The sequence below is a fragment of the Sphingomonas sp. BL-S-30 genome (assembly GCF_055521475.1).
Window position 1 is genome coordinate 4,806,813 of the sequence record NZ_CM145481.1, and the last position, 16,194, is coordinate 4,823,006.

The 16,194-nt window shown below is 66.3% G+C and carries 15 protein-coding genes and 1 tRNA gene; 6 read left to right on the forward strand and 10 right to left on the reverse strand.

What is annotated here, in order from left to right:
* Position 1: 1 nt before the first annotated feature.
* From egtB to gluQRS, 4 genes are read right to left on the reverse strand one after another with little or no spacing between them, the layout of a single operon-like run.
* Positions 2–1,261, reverse strand: coding sequence for an ergothioneine biosynthesis protein EgtB (gene egtB, locus ACZ1I5_RS22580; protein ID WP_465171468.1), 1,260 nt, complete (start codon positions 1,259–1,261; stop codon positions 2–4).
* A gap of 42 nt (positions 1,262–1,303) precedes the next feature.
* Positions 1,304–1,888 carry a cob(I)yrinic acid a,c-diamide adenosyltransferase gene (locus tag ACZ1I5_RS22585; protein WP_465171469.1) on the reverse strand — a complete coding sequence of 195 codons (585 nt, stop codon included), beginning with the start codon at positions 1,886–1,888 and terminating at the stop codon, positions 1,304–1,306.
* A gap of 16 nt (positions 1,889–1,904) precedes the next feature.
* Positions 1,905–2,135 carry a twin transmembrane helix small protein gene (locus ACZ1I5_RS22590; RefSeq protein ID WP_465171470.1) on the reverse strand — a complete coding sequence of 77 codons (231 nt, stop codon included), beginning with the start codon at positions 2,133–2,135 and terminating at the stop codon, positions 1,905–1,907.
* A gap of 9 nt (positions 2,136–2,144) precedes the next feature.
* Entirely contained in the window at positions 2,145–3,047 is a 903-nt protein-coding gene (gene gluQRS / locus ACZ1I5_RS22595) for a tRNA glutamyl-Q(34) synthetase GluQRS (RefSeq protein WP_465171471.1), read from the reverse strand.
* 94 nt (positions 3,048–3,141) lie between these two features.
* On the opposite strand from gluQRS, the gene ACZ1I5_RS22600 reads away from it, so the two are divergent.
* Both ACZ1I5_RS22600 and ppc read left to right on the forward strand, forming a co-directional pair.
* Positions 3,142–3,708, forward strand: a complete 567-nt coding sequence (locus ACZ1I5_RS22600; protein ID WP_465171472.1) for an HNH endonuclease — start codon at positions 3,142–3,144, stop codon at positions 3,706–3,708.
* Between the two features lie 195 nt (positions 3,709–3,903).
* Positions 3,904–6,579, forward strand: a complete 2,676-nt coding sequence (gene ppc / locus ACZ1I5_RS22605; RefSeq protein WP_465171473.1) for a phosphoenolpyruvate carboxylase — start codon at positions 3,904–3,906, stop codon at positions 6,577–6,579.
* A gap of 134 nt (positions 6,580–6,713) precedes the next feature.
* Here ppc and ACZ1I5_RS22610 read toward each other — a convergent pair whose 3' ends face one another.
* Both ACZ1I5_RS22610 and ACZ1I5_RS22615 read right to left on the reverse strand, forming a co-directional pair.
* Complete coding sequence (locus ACZ1I5_RS22610) at positions 6,714–7,103, reverse strand: acyl-CoA thioesterase (protein ID WP_465171474.1); 390 nt, start codon at positions 7,101–7,103, stop codon at positions 6,714–6,716.
* Positions 7,103–9,166: a S9 family peptidase gene (locus tag ACZ1I5_RS22615; RefSeq protein ID WP_465171475.1), complete on the reverse strand. Its 2,064-nt coding sequence runs from the start codon at positions 9,164–9,166 to the stop codon at positions 7,103–7,105. The genes ACZ1I5_RS22610 and ACZ1I5_RS22615 overlap by 1 nt, the downstream gene beginning before the upstream one ends.
* A 105-nt stretch (positions 9,167–9,271) precedes the next feature.
* Here ACZ1I5_RS22615 and ACZ1I5_RS22620 point away from each other — a divergent pair, with 105 nt between their 5' ends.
* Complete coding sequence (locus ACZ1I5_RS22620) at positions 9,272–11,068, forward strand: aminopeptidase P family protein (protein WP_465171476.1); 1,797 nt, start codon at positions 9,272–9,274, stop codon at positions 11,066–11,068.
* Here the strand turns inward: ACZ1I5_RS22620 and ACZ1I5_RS22625 are convergent.
* Complete coding sequence (locus ACZ1I5_RS22625) at positions 11,058–11,186, reverse strand: hypothetical protein (protein ID WP_465171477.1); 129 nt, start codon at positions 11,184–11,186, stop codon at positions 11,058–11,060. The genes ACZ1I5_RS22620 and ACZ1I5_RS22625 overlap by 11 nt on opposite strands.
* Before the next feature lie 98 nt (positions 11,187–11,284).
* Here ACZ1I5_RS22625 and ACZ1I5_RS22630 point away from each other — a divergent pair.
* The 3 genes from ACZ1I5_RS22630 (at position 11,285) to ACZ1I5_RS22640 (ending at position 12,391) form a co-directional block, all read left to right on the forward strand.
* A tRNA-Thr gene (locus tag ACZ1I5_RS22630) sits at positions 11,285–11,359 on the forward strand.
* Between the two features lie 127 nt (positions 11,360–11,486).
* On the forward strand, positions 11,487–11,894 hold the full coding sequence (locus ACZ1I5_RS22635; RefSeq protein ID WP_465171478.1) for a YbaN family protein: 408 nt from the start codon (positions 11,487–11,489) through the stop codon (positions 11,892–11,894).
* Between the two features lie 20 nt (positions 11,895–11,914).
* On the forward strand, positions 11,915–12,391 hold the full coding sequence (locus ACZ1I5_RS22640) for a nuclear transport factor 2 family protein (RefSeq protein ID WP_465171479.1): 477 nt from the start codon (positions 11,915–11,917) through the stop codon (positions 12,389–12,391).
* Positions 12,392–12,446: 55 nt separating this feature from the next.
* Here the strand turns inward: ACZ1I5_RS22640 and ACZ1I5_RS22645 are convergent, their stop codons facing one another.
* From ACZ1I5_RS22645 to ACZ1I5_RS22655, 3 genes are all read right to left on the reverse strand, one after another.
* Positions 12,447–14,048, reverse strand: coding sequence for a glycoside hydrolase family 43 protein (locus ACZ1I5_RS22645; RefSeq protein ID WP_465171480.1), 1,602 nt, complete (start codon positions 14,046–14,048; stop codon positions 12,447–12,449).
* Entirely contained in the window at positions 14,045–15,103 is a 1,059-nt protein-coding gene (gene rhaT / locus ACZ1I5_RS22650) for an L-rhamnose/proton symporter RhaT (RefSeq protein ID WP_465171481.1), read from the reverse strand. The genes ACZ1I5_RS22645 and rhaT overlap by 4 nt, the downstream gene beginning before the upstream one ends.
* A gap of 177 nt (positions 15,104–15,280) precedes the next feature.
* Entirely contained in the window at positions 15,281–16,171 is an 891-nt protein-coding gene (locus ACZ1I5_RS22655) for an amidohydrolase family protein (RefSeq protein WP_465171482.1), read from the reverse strand.
* Between the last annotated feature and the right edge of the window lie 23 nt (positions 16,172–16,194).

Genomic DNA, 16,194 nt, shown 5'->3' on the forward strand with positions numbered 1-16,194 from the left:
GTCAGAGATCCTTGGCCAGACGCACGCCGGTGAATTGCCAGCGCTGGTGGGGATAGAAGAAGTTGCGGTAGCTCGGGCGGGCATGGCCGCGCGGCGTGGCGCAGGAGCTGCCGCGCAGGACGAACTGCCCGCTCATGAACTTGCCATTATATTCGCCGACCGCGCCCTCGGCGGGCTTGAAGCCGGGATAGGGGCGAAAGGCACTGCCGGTCCATTGCCAGACATCGCCGAAAAAGGCCGGCCCTTCGGTGGCCGGGCGTGGCTCGACCGGGCCGGCGCCGTCGAGCTGGTTGCCGCCCGATGGATCGAAGGCGGCAGCGGCTGCTTCCCATTCGAATTCGGTCGGCAGGCGGGCGCCGGCCCAGCTCGCATAGGCATCCGCTTCGTAGAAGCTGACATGGGTGACCGGCGCGGCGGGGTCGATCGGGCGGCGGCCATCAAGGCCGAACCGCGTCCACACACCGTCCTGCTGTTCCCAGTAGAGCGGCGCCACGATTCCCTGCGCCTTCACCCAGGCCCAGCCGTCGGACAGCCAGTGGTGCGGATCGGCATAGCCGCCATCGGCGATGAAACTGGCCCATTCGCCATTGGTGACGGTGCGGTCGGCGATGGCGTGCGGGGTGAGCAGCGCCTCGTGGCGCGGCCCTTCGCAATCGAAGGCGAAACCGTCGCCGCCATGGCCGACCTCGACGATCCCGGCCTTGCCCTCGATCCAGCCGATCGGACCGGGCATGGCGACCGGTACCTTGCGCCCGGCGGGCCAGATCGCCGGTTCGAGCGGGTTCTGCGCCATCAGATGGAGCATGTCGGTGACCAGCAGCTCCTGATGCTGCTCTTCATGATGGCAGCCGAGCGTCAGCAGATCGAGCGCCGCATCGGGCAGACCGGGCAGCGCGACGCGGATCGCGGCGTCGACATGGGCGCGATAGGCCAGCACCTCGGCGAGGCTCGGCCGGGTGATCATGCCGCGGCGCGCACGGCTGTGGCGCTGCCCCTCGGCTTCGTAATAGCTGTTGAACAGGAAGGGGAAACGATCGTCGTGCAGCTCATAGCCGGCGACGAAATCGCGCAGGATGAAGGTTTCGAGGAACCAGGTGGTGTGCGCGAGATGCCATTTGGCAGGCGACGCGTCGTCCATCGACTGGACCGTCGCGTCTGCGTCGGAAAGCGGGGCGACCAGCGCCTCGGTCAACGCGCGGACCTTCGCGAAGCGCGTCGCGAGGGCGTCCGTTTCGGCCTGAGGCTCCGAGTTTGTTCGCATTCTGTTCCCTTTCCAGAACGCATCGGCCAAAGTCAAGCCAGGCTAGGGCTCCTTCGGATCGCGGGACGCACCCGGAATCCACAGAACGTCGCCACCCGCGTCTTTGTTCACGCGCCTCGCAGCGACGAACAGATAGTCAGACAGGCGATTGAGATAGGAAAGCGCGAGCGGATTCAAAGGGACAATCTGCCCAGCGGCAACGGCGGTACGCTCAGCGCGCCGGGAAATGGCGCGGGCGAGGTGAAGCGCGGCGGCCCCTGCGGTGCCGGCGGGCAGGATAAAACTGGTCAGCGGAGCGAGATCGGCGTTCATCGCATCGATCTCCTCCTCCAGCCGCACCACCTGCGCCGCGACGATGCGCAAGCTCATGTCGGTCGGTGCGAAATCCTCGCCTGGGGTGGCGAGATCCGCGCCGAGATCGAACAGGTCGTTCTGGATGCGGGTCAGCGCGGTCGCATATCGGCCCGGCCCGAGCGCCGAGATCGCCACGCCGATCGCGCTGTTCGTCTCGTCGACATCGCCGATCGCGGCCATGCGCGGATCGTTCTTGGCGACGCGCGACCCATCGACCAGGCCAGTGGTGCCGTTATCGCCGGTGCGGGTGTAGATCTTGTTGAGCTTGACCATGCCGGTCGACCGACGGTCAGGTCTTGCCAGCGAGGAACAGGATCAGCACGACGATCACGATGGCGATCGCCTGGAAGAAGATGCGATATTGCATCGCCTTGTTCGACTGGAGCGCGGCCTTGGATGGGCCACCATCACCCTTCACTTCATTACTGGCATTGAGCAGGAAGACCGCAAGGCCGCGGACCAGCATGGCGAGGGTCGCGAGCATCGCCGCGATCAGCAGGATGAAAAGGAAGGTGCTCATCGGCTTTATCTAGGCTTCCGACACCCGAAAGCCAATGGGCAGGTGCCCGGCGCGCAGGTCGTCGGCGAGCGCTCGCCCATCCACCCCCGCCGCCCGCATCGCCTCGAGCGTCGGCGCCTTGTTGCGCTTGGCCAGCCGTTCGCCACGATCGTCGGCGAGCAGGGCGTGGTGGCGATAGACGGGCACCGGCAGGCCGAGCAGCGCTTGGAGCAGCCGGTGGACATGCGTGGCAGCGAACAGGTCGCGGCCGCGCACCACATGGGTGATGCCCTGCGCCGCGTCGTCGACGGTAACGGCGAGGTGATAGCTGGCCGGCGCGTCCTTGCGCGCGAGGATCACGTCGCCATGGATTTCCGGCGTCGCGACCATGTCGCCGATGAGCTCGTCATGCCAGACCAACCGACCGTCGTGACGGAACTGGTCGGGCATTTCCTCCGCCGCCGGGGAGAGCAGGTCGAGCGCGCGCGCCATGTCCAGCCGCCATGCATGCTGCTCGTCCGCCTGCCGCCGCGCGCGCACATCCTCCGCAAGATGGCGGCAGGTGCCGGGATAGAGCGACCCGGCGTCGCCGTGCGGGGCGGACAGGCTCGCGGCGATCTCGGCACGGGTGCAGAAACAGGGATAGAGCAGCCCCAATGCCTTCAGCCGGTCGAGCGCCGCGGCATAGACACCGAGCCGTCCCGACTGGAGCAACACCGGCCCGTCCCAATCGAGCCCGAGCCAGGCAAGATCGCGCTCGATCGCGTCGATATAGTCGGGCCGGCTGCGGGTGCCGTCGATATCCTCGATGCGCAGCAGAAAGCGCCCACCTGCCCCTTTCGCGCGGTCGTGCGAGAGGATTGCCGACCAGGCGTGGCCGATGTGCAACAGCCCCGTAGGGCTGGGCGCGAATCGGGCGACGATTTCGCTCAAACCGGCTCTTGACCGCGAGTCGCGGGCTGTGCTGTCATCACGGCGTCATCCTAGTCGGCAATGGCCGCGCCAGGAAGCAAAGGGGGTCGTTCGCGTGTACCATCCCGATCTGATCCGTCATCCGGACAGTTGCCCTGCGCTTGTGTTGAACGCCGATTATACGCCGCTCAGCTATTATCCGCTCAGCGTATGGCCGTGGCAGACCGCAATCAAGGCGGTGTTCCTCGACCGGGTCGACATCGTCGCGGAATATGAGCGCGAGGTGCGCAGCCCGAACCACAAGATCAAGCTGCCCTCGGTCATCGCGCTGAAATCCTATGTCCGGCCGAGCGCCTTTCCGGCCTTCACCCGGTTCAACCTGTTCCTGCGCGACAAGTTCGAATGCCAATATTGCGGGGCGGGCAACGACCTGACCTTCGACCATGTCGTGCCGCGCGCCCAGGGCGGGCGGACGACCTGGGAGAATGTCGTCACCGCCTGCGCGCCGTGCAATCTGAAAAAGGGCGGGCGCACGCCGAAACAGGCAGGCATGCCGCTGCACATCGGCGCGATCCGGCCGACCAGCTGGCATCTGCAGGAACATGGCCGGCGCTTCCCGCCCAACTATCTGCACGATACCTGGCACGACTGGCTCTATTGGGACGTCGAGCTGGAGGCCTGAGGTCGGTTCCGCTTTCATTTGGCACAAGCGTCATGCCGGACTTGTTCCGGCATCCATTTCTCCTCCCGCGCTGACGGTGTTGGTTGCACGATGGACCCCGGAACAAGTCCGGGGTGACGGAGGATGGGCCGATGTTTTGGGCCCCTGGCTTCGTCTCTGGTTGACCCCGGCTCTACCGCAATGCAGCATCCGCTCATGGCCGATCTCCCCTCCATCGCGAACAATCCCGACATCCGCTTCCTGGGCAAGCTGCTCGGCGACGTGATCCGCGCCTATGGCGGGGAGACGCTATTCCGGCGCACCGAATATATCCGCGCGGCCTCGGTCGACCGGCATCGCGGGGTGGCGGGCAAGGATGCGGTCGATCTCGGGCTCGACCGGCTGAGCCTGGACGAGACGCTCGATTTCGTGCGCGGCTTCATGCTGTTTTCGATGCTCGCCAATCTCGCCGAGGACCGGCAGGGCGTCGCCGCGGAAAAGGGGGCGGATGTCGAATCCGCGCTGAAGCGGCTGGCGGACGAGGGGATCGATCACGACGCGGTGATGGCGCTGCTCGACCATGCGCTGATCGCCCCGGTGCTGACCGCCCACCCGACTGAGGTACGGCGCAAGAGCATGATCGACCATCGCAACCGCATCTCCGAGCTGATGACGCTCAAGGATGCCGGCCTCGCCGAGACGCCCGAGGGCGATGCGGTGGACGAAGCGATCCTGCGCCAGATCGCCTTGCTGTGGCAGACGCGCGTGCTGCGCAAGGAGCGGCTGTTCGTGGCGGACGAGGTGGAAACGGCGCTGAGCTATCTGCGCGACGTGTTCCTGCCCGCGCTGCCGGCGCTCTATCAGCGCTGGGACCGGGCGCTTGGCGAACGCGCGCCGAGTTTCCTGCGGCCCGGGAGCTGGATCGGCGGGGATCGCGACGGCAATCCCTTCGTCACCGCCGACTCGCTCGAGATCGCGCTGGCCAAGGCGTGCGAGGCCGTGCTCGGCCATTATCTCGACGCCGTGAACGCGCTCGGTGCCGAGCTGTCGATCTCGACCGGCATCACCGAGGCCGATGACGGCGTGCAGGCGCTGGCCGCGGTGAGCGGCGACAGCGCCCCCAGCCGCGAGGACGAGCCCTATCGCCGGGCGCTGTCGGGCATCTACGCGCGGCTCGCGGCGACGCATCTGGCGCTGACCGGCAAGCCCGCGCCGCGGCCGGGGGCATTGCACGGCGAGCCTTATCCCGATCCCCAGGCCTTCCGCGCCGATCTGGTCACCATCGCCCGGGCGCTGCGCAAGGGCGGCGGCGGGGCGCTTGCCTCGGGCGGGGCACTGGGGCGGCTGATCCGCGCGGTCGAGACCTTCGGTTTCCACCTCGCCACGCTCGATCTGCGCCAGAACAGTGCCGTGCTGGAGCGAGTCGTGGCGGAGTTGCTCAAGGTCTCGGGGGTCGAATCCGACTATCTCGCTCTCGGCGAGTCCGAGCGCGTCTCGCTGCTGCGCCACGAACTGTCCAACGCACGGCCTTTGTCGAGCCCGTTCGAACCCTATTCGGACGAGACCAATTCCGAACTGGCGATCATTCGCGCCGCGGCCGACGCGCATGCGAAATATGGGCCGAGCTGCATCACCCAGCATATCGTCTCGATGGCGCAGTCCGTCTCGGACCTGCTCGAAGTCAATGTGATGCTGAAGGAATTCGGCCTGTACCGGCCCGGCAAGGTCCCCACCGCCGCGATCATGGCGGTGCCGTTGTTCGAGACGATCGGCGATCTGGAGGCGGCGCCGGGCATCATGACGGAGTGGTTCGCTTTGCCCGAGGCCGGTGCGATCACCCGGGCGCGCGGTTTCCAGGAAGTGATGATCGGCTATTCGGATTCGAACAAGGACGGGGGGTACATCACCTCGACCTGGTCGCTGTCCAAGGCATCGACCGCGCTGAAGCCCGTGTTCGACAAAGCCAGGGTGGGCATGCAGCTGTTCCATGGCCGCGGCGGCGCGGTGGGGCGCGGTGGCGGATCGGCCTTTGCGGCGATCCGCGCCCAGCCGACCGGCACGGTGCAGGGGCGCATCCGCATCACCGAGCAAGGCGAAGTGATCGCCGGCAAATATGGCACGCGCGAGAGCGCGATGACCAATCTGGAGGCGATGGCCTCCGCCACCTTGCTCGCCAGCCTGGAGCCCGATGCGCTGTCACCGGTGGAAGCCGCGCGGTTCGGCGCGGCGATGGATGCGCTGTCGGGGAACGCGTTCAGGGCGTATCGCGATCTGGTCTATGGCACGGAGGGCTTCCGCACCTTCTTCCGCCAGATGACCCCGATCGCCGAAATCTCCGGCCTGAAGATCGGATCGCGCCCGGCGAGCCGGACCAAGTCTGACCGGATCGAGGATCTGCGCGCCATCCCCTGGGTGTTCAGCTGGGCGCAGGCGCGGGTGATGCTGCCGGGCTGGTACGGCGTCGGCCAGGCGATCGCCGGGTTCGAAGACAAGGGGTTGCTGGCGGAGATGGCGCAGGGCTGGCCGTTCTTCGCCGCGACGCTCGACAATATGGAGCAGGTGATCGCCAAGTCCGACATGGACATTGCCGAGCGCTATGCCGCGCTGGTCGAGGACCGGGCGCTGGCGGATTCGGTGTTCGGGGCGATCCGCAGCGGTTGGCGGCAGACGCATGACGGACTGCTGGAAGTGACGGGTCAGTCGCGCCTGCTGGAGAAGCATCCGGCGCTCGATGCGTCGATCCGGCTGCGGCTGCCCTATATCGAGCCGCTGAACCTGTTGCAGATCGAGCTAATGAAACGCCACCGCGCGGGCGAGACGGACGCGCGGATCGCCGAGGGGATTCTCCTGTCGATCAACGCGATCGCGACGGCGCTGCGGAATTCGGGCTGACAATCCTCCCTGGAACGGGGAGGGGGACCAGCGAAGCTGGTGGAGGGGGGCTTCCGCAGACGGTGCGCTTGTGGAGAACCCCCTCCACCACCCGCTGAAGAAGCGGGCGGTCCCCCTCCCCGTTCCGGGGAGGATCAAGAAAGAAACGGCGCCGCCAGCTCCGGCCGCACCCTGAGCAAGCGCCCCGTCGCCCGGTCGAGCAGCGCCCAGGTCGATACCGCCTCCACCTTCACCTTGCCGTCGGCGCCGGTGAACCGCACATGGCGGTCGAAGCGGGCGCCCCGGGGCGGTTCGGGCACCCAGGTTTCGCCCGTCACCGTCTCGCCCGGACCGACATTGCCGCGGTAATCGATCTCGTGCCGGGTCACGACCCAGATAAGGCTATCCTGCTGTTCGGCGGTCGCGATCGCTGCCCAATGCGCGACCGCGATGTCCTGGATCCACTTCACCCATACCGCATTGTTGACGTGGCCGAGCTCGTCGATGTCGGCCTCGGTCGCGGTCCTGGCGAGGGTGAAGACCATTATCCCTCGACCCCCATCTGCCACAGCACGAAGGCATGCTCCTCGGCCGCTTCACGCAGACTCTCGAACCGGCCCGATTTGCCGCCATGGCCGGCGCCCATATTGGTCTTGAGCAGCAGCAGATTGTCGTCGGTCTTGGTCGCGCGGAGCTTCGCCGCCCATTTGGCCGGCTCCCAATAGGTCACGCGCGGATCGTTGAGGCCGCCCGAGATGAACATCGGCGGATAGGCATGGGCGGCTACCTGGTCATAGGGCGAATAGGAACGGATCAGCTCGAACGCTGCCTTGTCCTCGATCGGGTTGCCCCATTCGGGCCATTCGCCCGGCGTCAGCGGCAGTGACTCGTCGAGCATCGTGTTGAGCACGTCGACGAACGGCACGTCCGCGATCACCGCCCCCCATAGCTCGGGATCGCTGTTGACCACCGCGCCCATCAGCTCGCCGCCGGCCGAGCGGCCGGCGATGGCGATCCTGCCCGCGCTGGTCCAGCCGCCGGCGATCAGGCCCTTCGCCACGTCGACGAAATCGTTGAAGCTGTTCTCGCGCTTCTCCAGCTTGCCGTCGAGATACCATTGCTGGCCGAGATCGTCGCCGCCACGGATATGCGCGATGGCATAGGCAAAGCCGCGATCGAGCAGGCTCAGCCGCCCGGTCGAGAAACCCGGCGGGATGGCATAGCCATAGGCGCCGTATGCGTAGAGGAAGAGCGGGGCCGAGCCGTCCTTCGGGAAATCCTTCGGATAGACGATCGACACCGGCACCTCGGTGCCGTCGCGGGCTTTGATCTTCAGCCGTTCGGTGCGATATTTGTCGGCGTCGTAGCCCGAGGGGATTTCCTGCACCTTGAGCGTAGTCAGGATGCCGGTCGCGACGTCGTAATCATATTCGGTGCCGGGCGTGACCATGGATTCATAGCCGACGCGCAGCACGTCCATCGCATATTCGGGGTTGTTGCCGAGGCCGGCGTCATAGCTCGCCTCGGGGAAAACGATGCGCTGCGGGGCGATCGACGAATCGTAGCGGTGTATCTCGATCTGATCGAGACCGTCCTCGCGCCCGTCGACGATGAAGAAGTCGCGGAAACAGTCGACGCCGGTCATGTAGAAATGCGCCGACGGGCCGATCAGCTCGGACCATTCGCCTGGATTGTCGATCGATGCGGTGCACAGGCGGAAGTTCGGATCCAAGTCATTGGTGTGGATGAACAGCGTGCCGTCATGCTCGTCGACATCATATTCGCGGCCGGCCTTGCGCGGCGAGACGCAGATTGGCGTGGCGAGGACATTGTCGGCGGGAAGCAGATAGACTTCGCTCGTCACATGGTCGCCGCTGGCGATGACGATGTATTTGCGCGAGCTGGTTTCGCTGACGCCGACGCGGAAACCCTCGTCCGCTTCCTTGAACAGCTCGATATCGTCGGCGATGGGCGTGCCGAGCTTGTGCAGCCGGGCATTGTCGGTGCGCCATTGCTCATTGGCGAGGCCGTAGAGGAAGCCGCTGTCGTCAGCGGTCCAGACGATTTCGGAGAGCATGCCGGGGATGACGTCGGGCAGATGCTCGCCGGTGGTCAGGTCCTTGACCCGGACCTCGAACCGCTCCGAGCCATTATCGTCGATCGCATAAGCGAGCAGCCTGGCGTCATTGCTGACCGAAAAGGCGCCGAGACGGAAATATTCCTTGCCCTCGGCCAGGGCCGGCTCGTCGAGGATCAGCTCGTCGGGCCCGCCCGCCACGGGCTTGCGCCACCATTTGCGATACTGGCCACCCGTCTCGAACGCGGTCCAGTAGAGCCAGTCGCCGTCCTTCTGCGGGACCGAGGAATCGTCTTCCTTGATGCGGCCCTTCATCTCTTCATAGAGCCGGTCGGTCAGTGGCTTGTGCGGCGCCATCACCGCTTCGAAATAGGCATTCTCCGCCTCGAGATAGGCAAGCACCTGCTTGTCGGTGACCTCGGGATAGCCGGGGTCCTTGATCCAGGCATAGGGGTCTTCGATCGTGATGCCGTGCGTGGTGACGCTGTGCGGACGGGTCTCGGCGACGGGGGGTGTGGGCGTATCGGTCAAGTCAAACTCCGTTCGGGCTGAGCTTGTCGAAGCCCTGCCCTTTCTTCTAACCGTCTAAAGAGGAAGAACAGCCCTTCGACAAGCTCAGGGCGAACGGAGACTGCAATGTCCAGCTACCAGGATCGCCTTGCCGCCCTTCGCGACCAGCTGAAGCGCGATCGGCTCGACGGGTTCGTCGTGCCGCTGACCGACGAGCATATGAGCGAATATGTCGGCGCTTATGCGCAGCGCCTGGCCTGGCTGACCGGCTTCCAGGGATCGGCCGGCAGCGCGGTGGTGCTGCCCGAAGAAGCCGCGATCTTCACCGACGGGCGCTATACCCTGCAGGTGCGCGAGCAGGTCGATGGCAGAAACTGGGAATATGTGTCGGTGCCCGCGACGAGCATCGCGATGTGGCTCGGCGCGCACGCCGCGGCCGGTGCGCGCGTGGGTTATGATCCGTGGCTGCACACGCGCGGCTGGGTCGAGGAAGCACGCAGGGCGCTGGCCGAGCGCGGGGCAGAGCTGGTCGCGGTCGACACCAATCCGGTCGATGCGGTGTGGCCCGACCGGCCGCAGCCGTCCGATGCGAAGCTCGCGGTGCAGGACGATGACCGCGCCGGCAAATCCTCGGCCGAGAAGCGCGCGGCGATCGCTGACTGGCTCGCCGAGCGCAAGGCGGACGCCGTAGTGCTCTCGGCGCTCGATTCGATTGCCTGGGCGCTGAACGTGCGCGGGCAGGATGTGGCGCATACGCCGGTCGCGCTGGCCTATGCGATCGTCGATGCCGATGGCACCGCCGACCTGTTCATCGCGCCGGAAAAGGTGGGCGACGAGGTGCTGCAGCATCTCGGCAACGCAGTGCGCGTGCGGGATCGCGCGGAGTTCGCCGAGGCGCTCGGCGCTTATGCCGGCAAGCGCGTCGCTGCCGATCCGGAGCGTGCGGTGTCGGCGATCTTCTCCCGGCTCGAAGCGGGCGGGGCGACGGTGCTGAGCTTCCGCGATCCGGTGGTGCTGGCCAAGGCAATGAAGAACCCGGTCGAGATCGCCGGGCACCGCGCGGCTTCTGCGCGCGACGGCGCGGCCCTGGCGCGCTTCCTGAAATGGGTCGAGGAGGAAGCGCCCAAGGGCGGGCAGACCGAACTGTCCTGCGTGGCGAAGCTTCAGACATTCCGCGAGGCAACCGGCGTGCTGCGCGATACCTCGTTCGACACCATCTCGGCGACGGGCGCGCATGGGGCGAGCCCGCATTATCATTCGACGCCCGAATCGAACGCACCGCTCGAGTTGGGCCAGCTCTATCTGGTCGACTCGGGCGGGCAATATGCCGACGGCACCACCGATGTGACACGCGTCCTGCCGATCGGCACGCCGAGCGCGGAGATGCGCGATCGCTTCACCCGGGTGCTCAAGGGGCATATCGGGCTCGCCACCGCGGTCTTCCCGCCGGGCACCAATGGCGGCCAGCTCGATTCGTTCGCGCGCCGGCCGCTCTGGGAAGCGGGACTCGATTTCGCGCATGGCACCGGCCACGGCGTCGGCGCCTATCTGGCGGTGCATGAAGGGCCACAGCGCATCGCCAAGCCCAATTATCCGGGCGGCGGTCCGTCCGAACCCTTGCGCGCCGGCATGATCATCTCGAACGAGCCCGGTTACTACAAGGCCGGCGAATACGGCATCCGCATCGAGAATCTCATCCTGGTCGAGGAGCGGCTCATCCCGGGCGGCGACGAGCCGATGCTGGGTTTCGAGACGCTGACCTTCTGCCCGATCGAGCGCGCGCTGATCGTGCCCGGCCTGCTGACGGTGGCCGAGCGCGACTGGCTGGACGCCTATCACGCGAAAGTGCTGCAGATTCTGGGGCCTGAGATGACGGGCGACGAGCTGGCATGGCTCCAGGCGAAATGCGCGCCTATCGGCTAGGCTCATCCTCGCGCGGTGCGGGCGGCGAATCGCTCGCCCGCGCCTGGGCCTTCCGCTTCCGCAGATTCTCGCGCAACGCGGCGGCCAGGCGCGCCGCTTTCTCGTCCTTGTCGGCCATATCGCCTTATCCAGTGGCCGCTTCGCCTTGACAATCCCGCCGCCCTCGTCTCTTAGGCGCGCTCCGCCGATGGCCGTGAAGGCTCCCGGACCGGAAATGCTGCCGTAGCTCAGTGGTAGAGCGCATCCTTGGTAAGGCTGAGGTCGTGAGTTCAATCCTCACCGGCAGCACCATTTTTCCCTTTGGCATGACCTGTTGAACGCCCCTCAAGGGACCCCGCCGATGAGATCCGTCGCACCCGTTGTTGCGAATGAATCGCAAGCCGCTTAGCGTGGCGGAAATAGCTGGCGGACAGGCATTTTGAACGAACAGGAACCATCGCACCGGACCTTTGGCGCGCTGCGTATCGGCTGGCTGCTGCTGGGATTCCTGTTCGTCGCGCTCGGCATCATCGGCGCGCTCTTGCCGTTGATGCCCACCACCATCTTCCTGATCCTGGCGGCGGGCTGTTTCGCCCGTTCGTCGCCGCGGCTCGAGGCAAGGCTGCTCGATCATCCCCGGTTCGGCCCGGGGCTGCGTGCCTGGCGCGCGGAGCGGGCGATTCCCCGTCGGGGCAAGATCGCGGCATGTGTCGGCATGGCCGTCGGATTCGCGCTGTTCGTGGTCGGCGTCCATCCCGGACTGGTCGTGCTCGGGCTGGTCTCGATCGCGCTTCTGCTCTGCGCGGCGTGGATCCTGTCGCGCCCGACGGCGCGCCAGCCTTCGTGATCAACAAGGGAGGACCTGTGATGACCCCTCGTCTCTTTTCCGCATTGCTCGCATGGGGACTTATCGCGTCGACGCCCGCGGCGGCCGCCACGCCGGCTGAGGCCGGTCAGGCCGCCCAGCAGGACGAGGCCGCGCGCGCCGGGATCAGCCAGGCGATCGGTTCCTATTTCCAGGGCCATGCGACGGGGGACCCGTCGCATTTCCGCAAGGCCTTCCTCCCGACCGCGCATATCGAGGGAATCCGGAACGGCGCCTTCACCTCCTGGACGCTCGACGCCTATTGCGTGCTGTTCAAGGGAAGTCCGGCGAGCGATGAAGCGACACGGAAACGCACCATCGATATCATCGACATATCGGGGAACGCTGCCACGGCCAGGGCGACGCTCGATCACGGCGCGATGGTCTTCACCGACTATTTCGTGCTTCTGAAAGTGGATGGCGAATGGCGGATCGCGAACAAGGTCTATTACGGCCATCCGGGACGCGGCACGGGGTGAGGATCGGGTAGACGACCGGCAGCCATCGACCAGCGTCTGGCACGATCCCGATTCCCTATTCGGCCTTTGCGGGCAAGCGCTCGACCCGGAACCAGTCGGCATCGATCCAGCCGCGCGCACTTCCTGTTGTGGCCCGGCTGAAGCTGAACAGCGCCGAACGCGATCCCTTCCACCAAGAGAAACGCGCGAGCGGAATGGCGCCCCCCATCGAGGTGAAAGCCTTGCCGTCGAGGCTGTAGCTGTAGCGGACGGTCTGCCCGATCCCGACGTCGGCGCGCAGCTCGATCGCTTTTGCGGTAACCGCCGGACCCGGCGTCTCGGCGCCTTCAGTGGCGAGCGTCATGTGCGCCGCACCTTTGTCACGCACCACGCCGATCCAGCTCGGGCGGACGCCGAACAGGGCCAGGCCCGCACGCTGGCCGTCCTTCATGCCTGTGATGTCGATCCGCGTGGTGATGCGGCTCGGACCCTGCAGGATCTGGGTCAACGTGTTGCGCGCCGTGACGAGATGCTCGGCGGGGCCGGCGCTCAGGCGGAGATAGCCGGGGCGTTTCGTAAGGCTCCAAGCGCTGTCGTCCGGATTGTGGTTCCACTCCCATTGCAGGCCGAGCTTCGCGGTCGCGAACGCGTCCGAATCCTGCAGCCGGTCGCGGGTCGGCGGGCTGCCGGTGTCGGGCATGGCGTGAGTCGCCACTGGCTGGCCGCTGGTCTTGCCGGGGATCGGATCGCCCATCACCGGCCAGTCGTCGACCCAAGTCACGGGCTCGAGATGCACGATCCGCCCGAACGCGCCGGTCGAGTTGAAATGGGCGAACCAGCCCTGGCCCGACGGCGTCTCTACCCAGCCGCCCTGATGCGGCCCTTCGAGTCTGGTCGAGCCCTGTTCGAGCACGACGCGCTGTTCATAGGGCCCGCGGATATTGCGCGCCCGCAAGGCGACCTGCGCGCCCTTCTCCACCCCGCCGAACGGCGCGAAGATGTAGTAATAGCCGTTGCGCTTATAGAATTTGGGGCCTTCGAGGATCGGCAGGTTGACCTTGTCCTCGACGATCACCTGTCCCGCATCGAGCACGCGCGTGCCGTCCGGGCTCATCCGGTGGAGGATCAGCGGCCCCGCGCCGTGGCGCGAATGGACCAGCCAGGCCTGGCCGTCATCGTCCCAGAAGGGGCAGGGATCCTCCAGCATCTTCTGGTCGATCACCTTGACCGGCGCGCTCCACGGCCCTTCCGCGCGCGTCGCGGTCGCCATGAACACGCCTTCGTCGATCGTCGCCCAATAGACGTAGAATTTGCCCGCATGATGCCGGATCGAGGGCGCCCAGACGCCGCCGGCATACCGCGTGCCGCCGACCGGCTTGGAGATCTTGTCGGTCAGCGTGTGCGGGCCGGGCATGTCGTATTCGGGCGCGAAGGGCAGTTTCGGCAGGACATGGCCGATGATCGTCCAGTGGACGAGATCGCGCGATTTCAGGATCGGAATGCCCGGCGAGAAATGGAAGCTCGAGGCAATCAGATAATAATCGCGGCCCACCCGGATCATGTCCGGGTCCGAATAATCGGCGAACAGGATCGGGTTGGTGTAGGTCGCCTGCGGGGCGGCAGCTCCCGCCAGCGACGAGAGCAGCCCGGCCGCCGCGAAGGAGAGCAGGCGCCTCATAGCGCGAGGCTGTTGCCATATCCGATGACGATCGTCGCCAGCACCAGCAGCCCGACGCCAGCCCATACGGTCGCCCGAATGCGCGGCGCGGCATCCTTCCATTCGCGAAAGGCAAAGCCCCAGAGCGTACCGAAGATGATGATCGACGCCATGTGCAAGGTCCAGGACGAGAAGCCGAAGCGCCCCATCTGGCTCTCGCCCATGGTGTAGAAGAAGAACTGGAAATACCAGGCCGTGCCCGCGACCGCGCAGAGCAGGAAATTGACCAGCAGCGGCGCGCCGACCGCTTCGCCGCCGCCGACCCATTGGTTCGCGCTGCGGTTCTTCACGATCAGCCAGGCGCACCAGATCGCGTTGGTGATGAGCCCACCGAACATGACGAGGCACAGGATCGGCAGGCCGGTCCAGAGCGGCCCGGTACCGGCTGCGGCCGACAGCGCCTTGATCGGCTCGCCCGCGGCGAGGCCGAAGGCGAAGCAGGAGGACATGATGCCGGAAAAGACCGCGACCGCGATGCCCTTGCGGAAATCGAACTCGGCGACCGCGGCGGCCTTTTGCTCGGGAGAGAGCGCGGCATCCTTGCGCGCGCCGGCCATGGCGACGACGATGATGCCGGCCATGGTGATGGCGAGGCCGAGCAGGACGATGTTGCCGCTCGGCGTATCGAGCAGTTTGGCGGCGAAATCGCCCTGGAACAGCGGCGGGATCAGGGTGCCGAACACGGTACACAGGCCCAGCACTACCGCCATGCCGAGCGACAGGCCGAGATACCGCATGGTGAGACCATAGGTCAGGCCGCCGAACCCCCAGAGCATCCCGAAGATGATCGGCCAGACGATCACCGGGGTCGGCGCGGCGCCGAGCACGCCCAGCAGGTCGTTGGTCTGGATGCTCGCGAAGAACCACGGCGCGAGCAGCCAGGAAAAGATGCCGCCGGTCAGCCAGTAGATTTCCCACGACCAGCGCTTCACCGCGCGATAGGGCACGTAGAAGCTGGCTGAGGAGAGCCCGCCCAGCCAGTGGAACAGGACGCCGAGGAGCGGGTTCGCGTTCATGTGGTTCTCCCGGTGGCCTGGCTGGCCGATCCATAAATCGCCGTCGTTCCAGCCTTCTTCCTTCCCCGGCGAAGGCCGGGGTCCAGTGGGGAGGCACAAGGGAACGGACGGCGCACGTCGCCACCAACGTCCCTCAACTGGACCCCGGCCTTCGCCGGGGAAGGAGTGGTGGCGGTGCTAAACATCCAGCCCAAGCCGATAAATCCGGTTGGCATTGCGCGCGAACAGCGCGCGCTGCTCGTCCTCGCTGAAATCCGCGACCGCATCCGCGAGCGCACCCAGGGTCGTGTCGAAATCGGCGAACAGCCGGTCAGTCGGGAAATTGCTCGCGATCATCGCCCGGTCGGTCCCGAAGATGTCGATCGCCTCGCGCACCCGGTCCCGCACCGCGCCCGCGGTGAAGGGCCGATAGACGAAGCCGAGGCCGGAAATCTTGATCGACACCTGCGGCAGCGCCGCGACCGTCTTCATCGCCGCGCGCCAGCTCTCATCGCCATCGACACCCATGCCGGTGTGGTTGACGATCACCGGCGTGTCGGGATGCCGCTCGATCAGCCGGGCAAGGCCGGCGAACTGGCCCGGATAGGCCTGGAGGTCGAACGACAACCCGTACTTCGACAATAGTGCAAAGCCCCGAGCCCAGGCCTCGTCGCCGGTCACGTCCCGCGCGGTATAGGTCCGGTCCGGGTCGCTGTGCCAGTTCACGATATGCCGGATGCCGCGCATATTGCGCCGGCGGGCATGGTCGGCCAGCAGCGCTTCGACGCCCGGATCGTCCAGCGCGGCGTTGGCGACGATACCGTTGGGCATGCCGCGTTTATCCGCCATGTCCTGCAGCCAGTCGGTCTCGGCGAGCGGATTGGCGGCACCGGCATCGAGATGCACCATCCCGACGACATTCCAGTTTGCGGCCTCGGCCAGATAATCGTCGAGCAGCTGGTTGCGCGCGATACCTTGCGTATTTCCGTTGGGCCCGCTGTCCGCGAAGGGCGGCGACAGCCATGCATAGCGATCCCGGGACAGGTCCCAGAGATGCACATGCGGGTCGATGAACGGCAGGTCGCGCACTTTATTCCTCTCCCTGATTCCTC

What these genes read in the sequence shown, in the direction of transcription:
- egtB (WP_465171468.1), bottom strand. Translation starts at nt 1,261, where the DNA reads ATGCGAACAAACTCGGAGCCTCAGGCCGAAACGGACGCCCTCGCGACG.
- ACZ1I5_RS22585 (WP_465171469.1), bottom strand. Translation starts at nt 1,888, where the DNA reads ATGGTCAAGCTCAACAAGATCTACACCCGCACCGGCGATAACGGCACC.
- ACZ1I5_RS22590 (WP_465171470.1), bottom strand. Translation starts at nt 2,135, where the DNA reads ATGAGCACCTTCCTTTTCATCCTGCTGATCGCGGCGATGCTCGCGACC.
- ppc (WP_465171473.1), top strand. Translation starts at nt 3,904, where the DNA reads ATGGCCGATCTCCCCTCCATCGCGAACAATCCCGACATCCGCTTCCTG.
- ACZ1I5_RS22610 (WP_465171474.1), bottom strand. Translation starts at nt 7,103, where the DNA reads ATGGTCTTCACCCTCGCCAGGACCGCGACCGAGGCCGACATCGACGAG.
- ACZ1I5_RS22620 (WP_465171476.1), top strand. Translation starts at nt 9,272, where the DNA reads ATGTCCAGCTACCAGGATCGCCTTGCCGCCCTTCGCGACCAGCTGAAG.
- ACZ1I5_RS22625 (WP_465171477.1), bottom strand. Translation starts at nt 11,186, where the DNA reads ATGGCCGACAAGGACGAGAAAGCGGCGCGCCTGGCCGCCGCGTTGCGC.
- ACZ1I5_RS22640 (WP_465171479.1), top strand. Translation starts at nt 11,915, where the DNA reads ATGACCCCTCGTCTCTTTTCCGCATTGCTCGCATGGGGACTTATCGCG.
- ACZ1I5_RS22645 (WP_465171480.1), bottom strand. Translation starts at nt 14,048, where the DNA reads ATGAGGCGCCTGCTCTCCTTCGCGGCGGCCGGGCTGCTCTCGTCGCTG.
- rhaT (WP_465171481.1), bottom strand. Translation starts at nt 15,103, where the DNA reads ATGAACGCGAACCCGCTCCTCGGCGTCCTGTTCCACTGGCTGGGCGGG.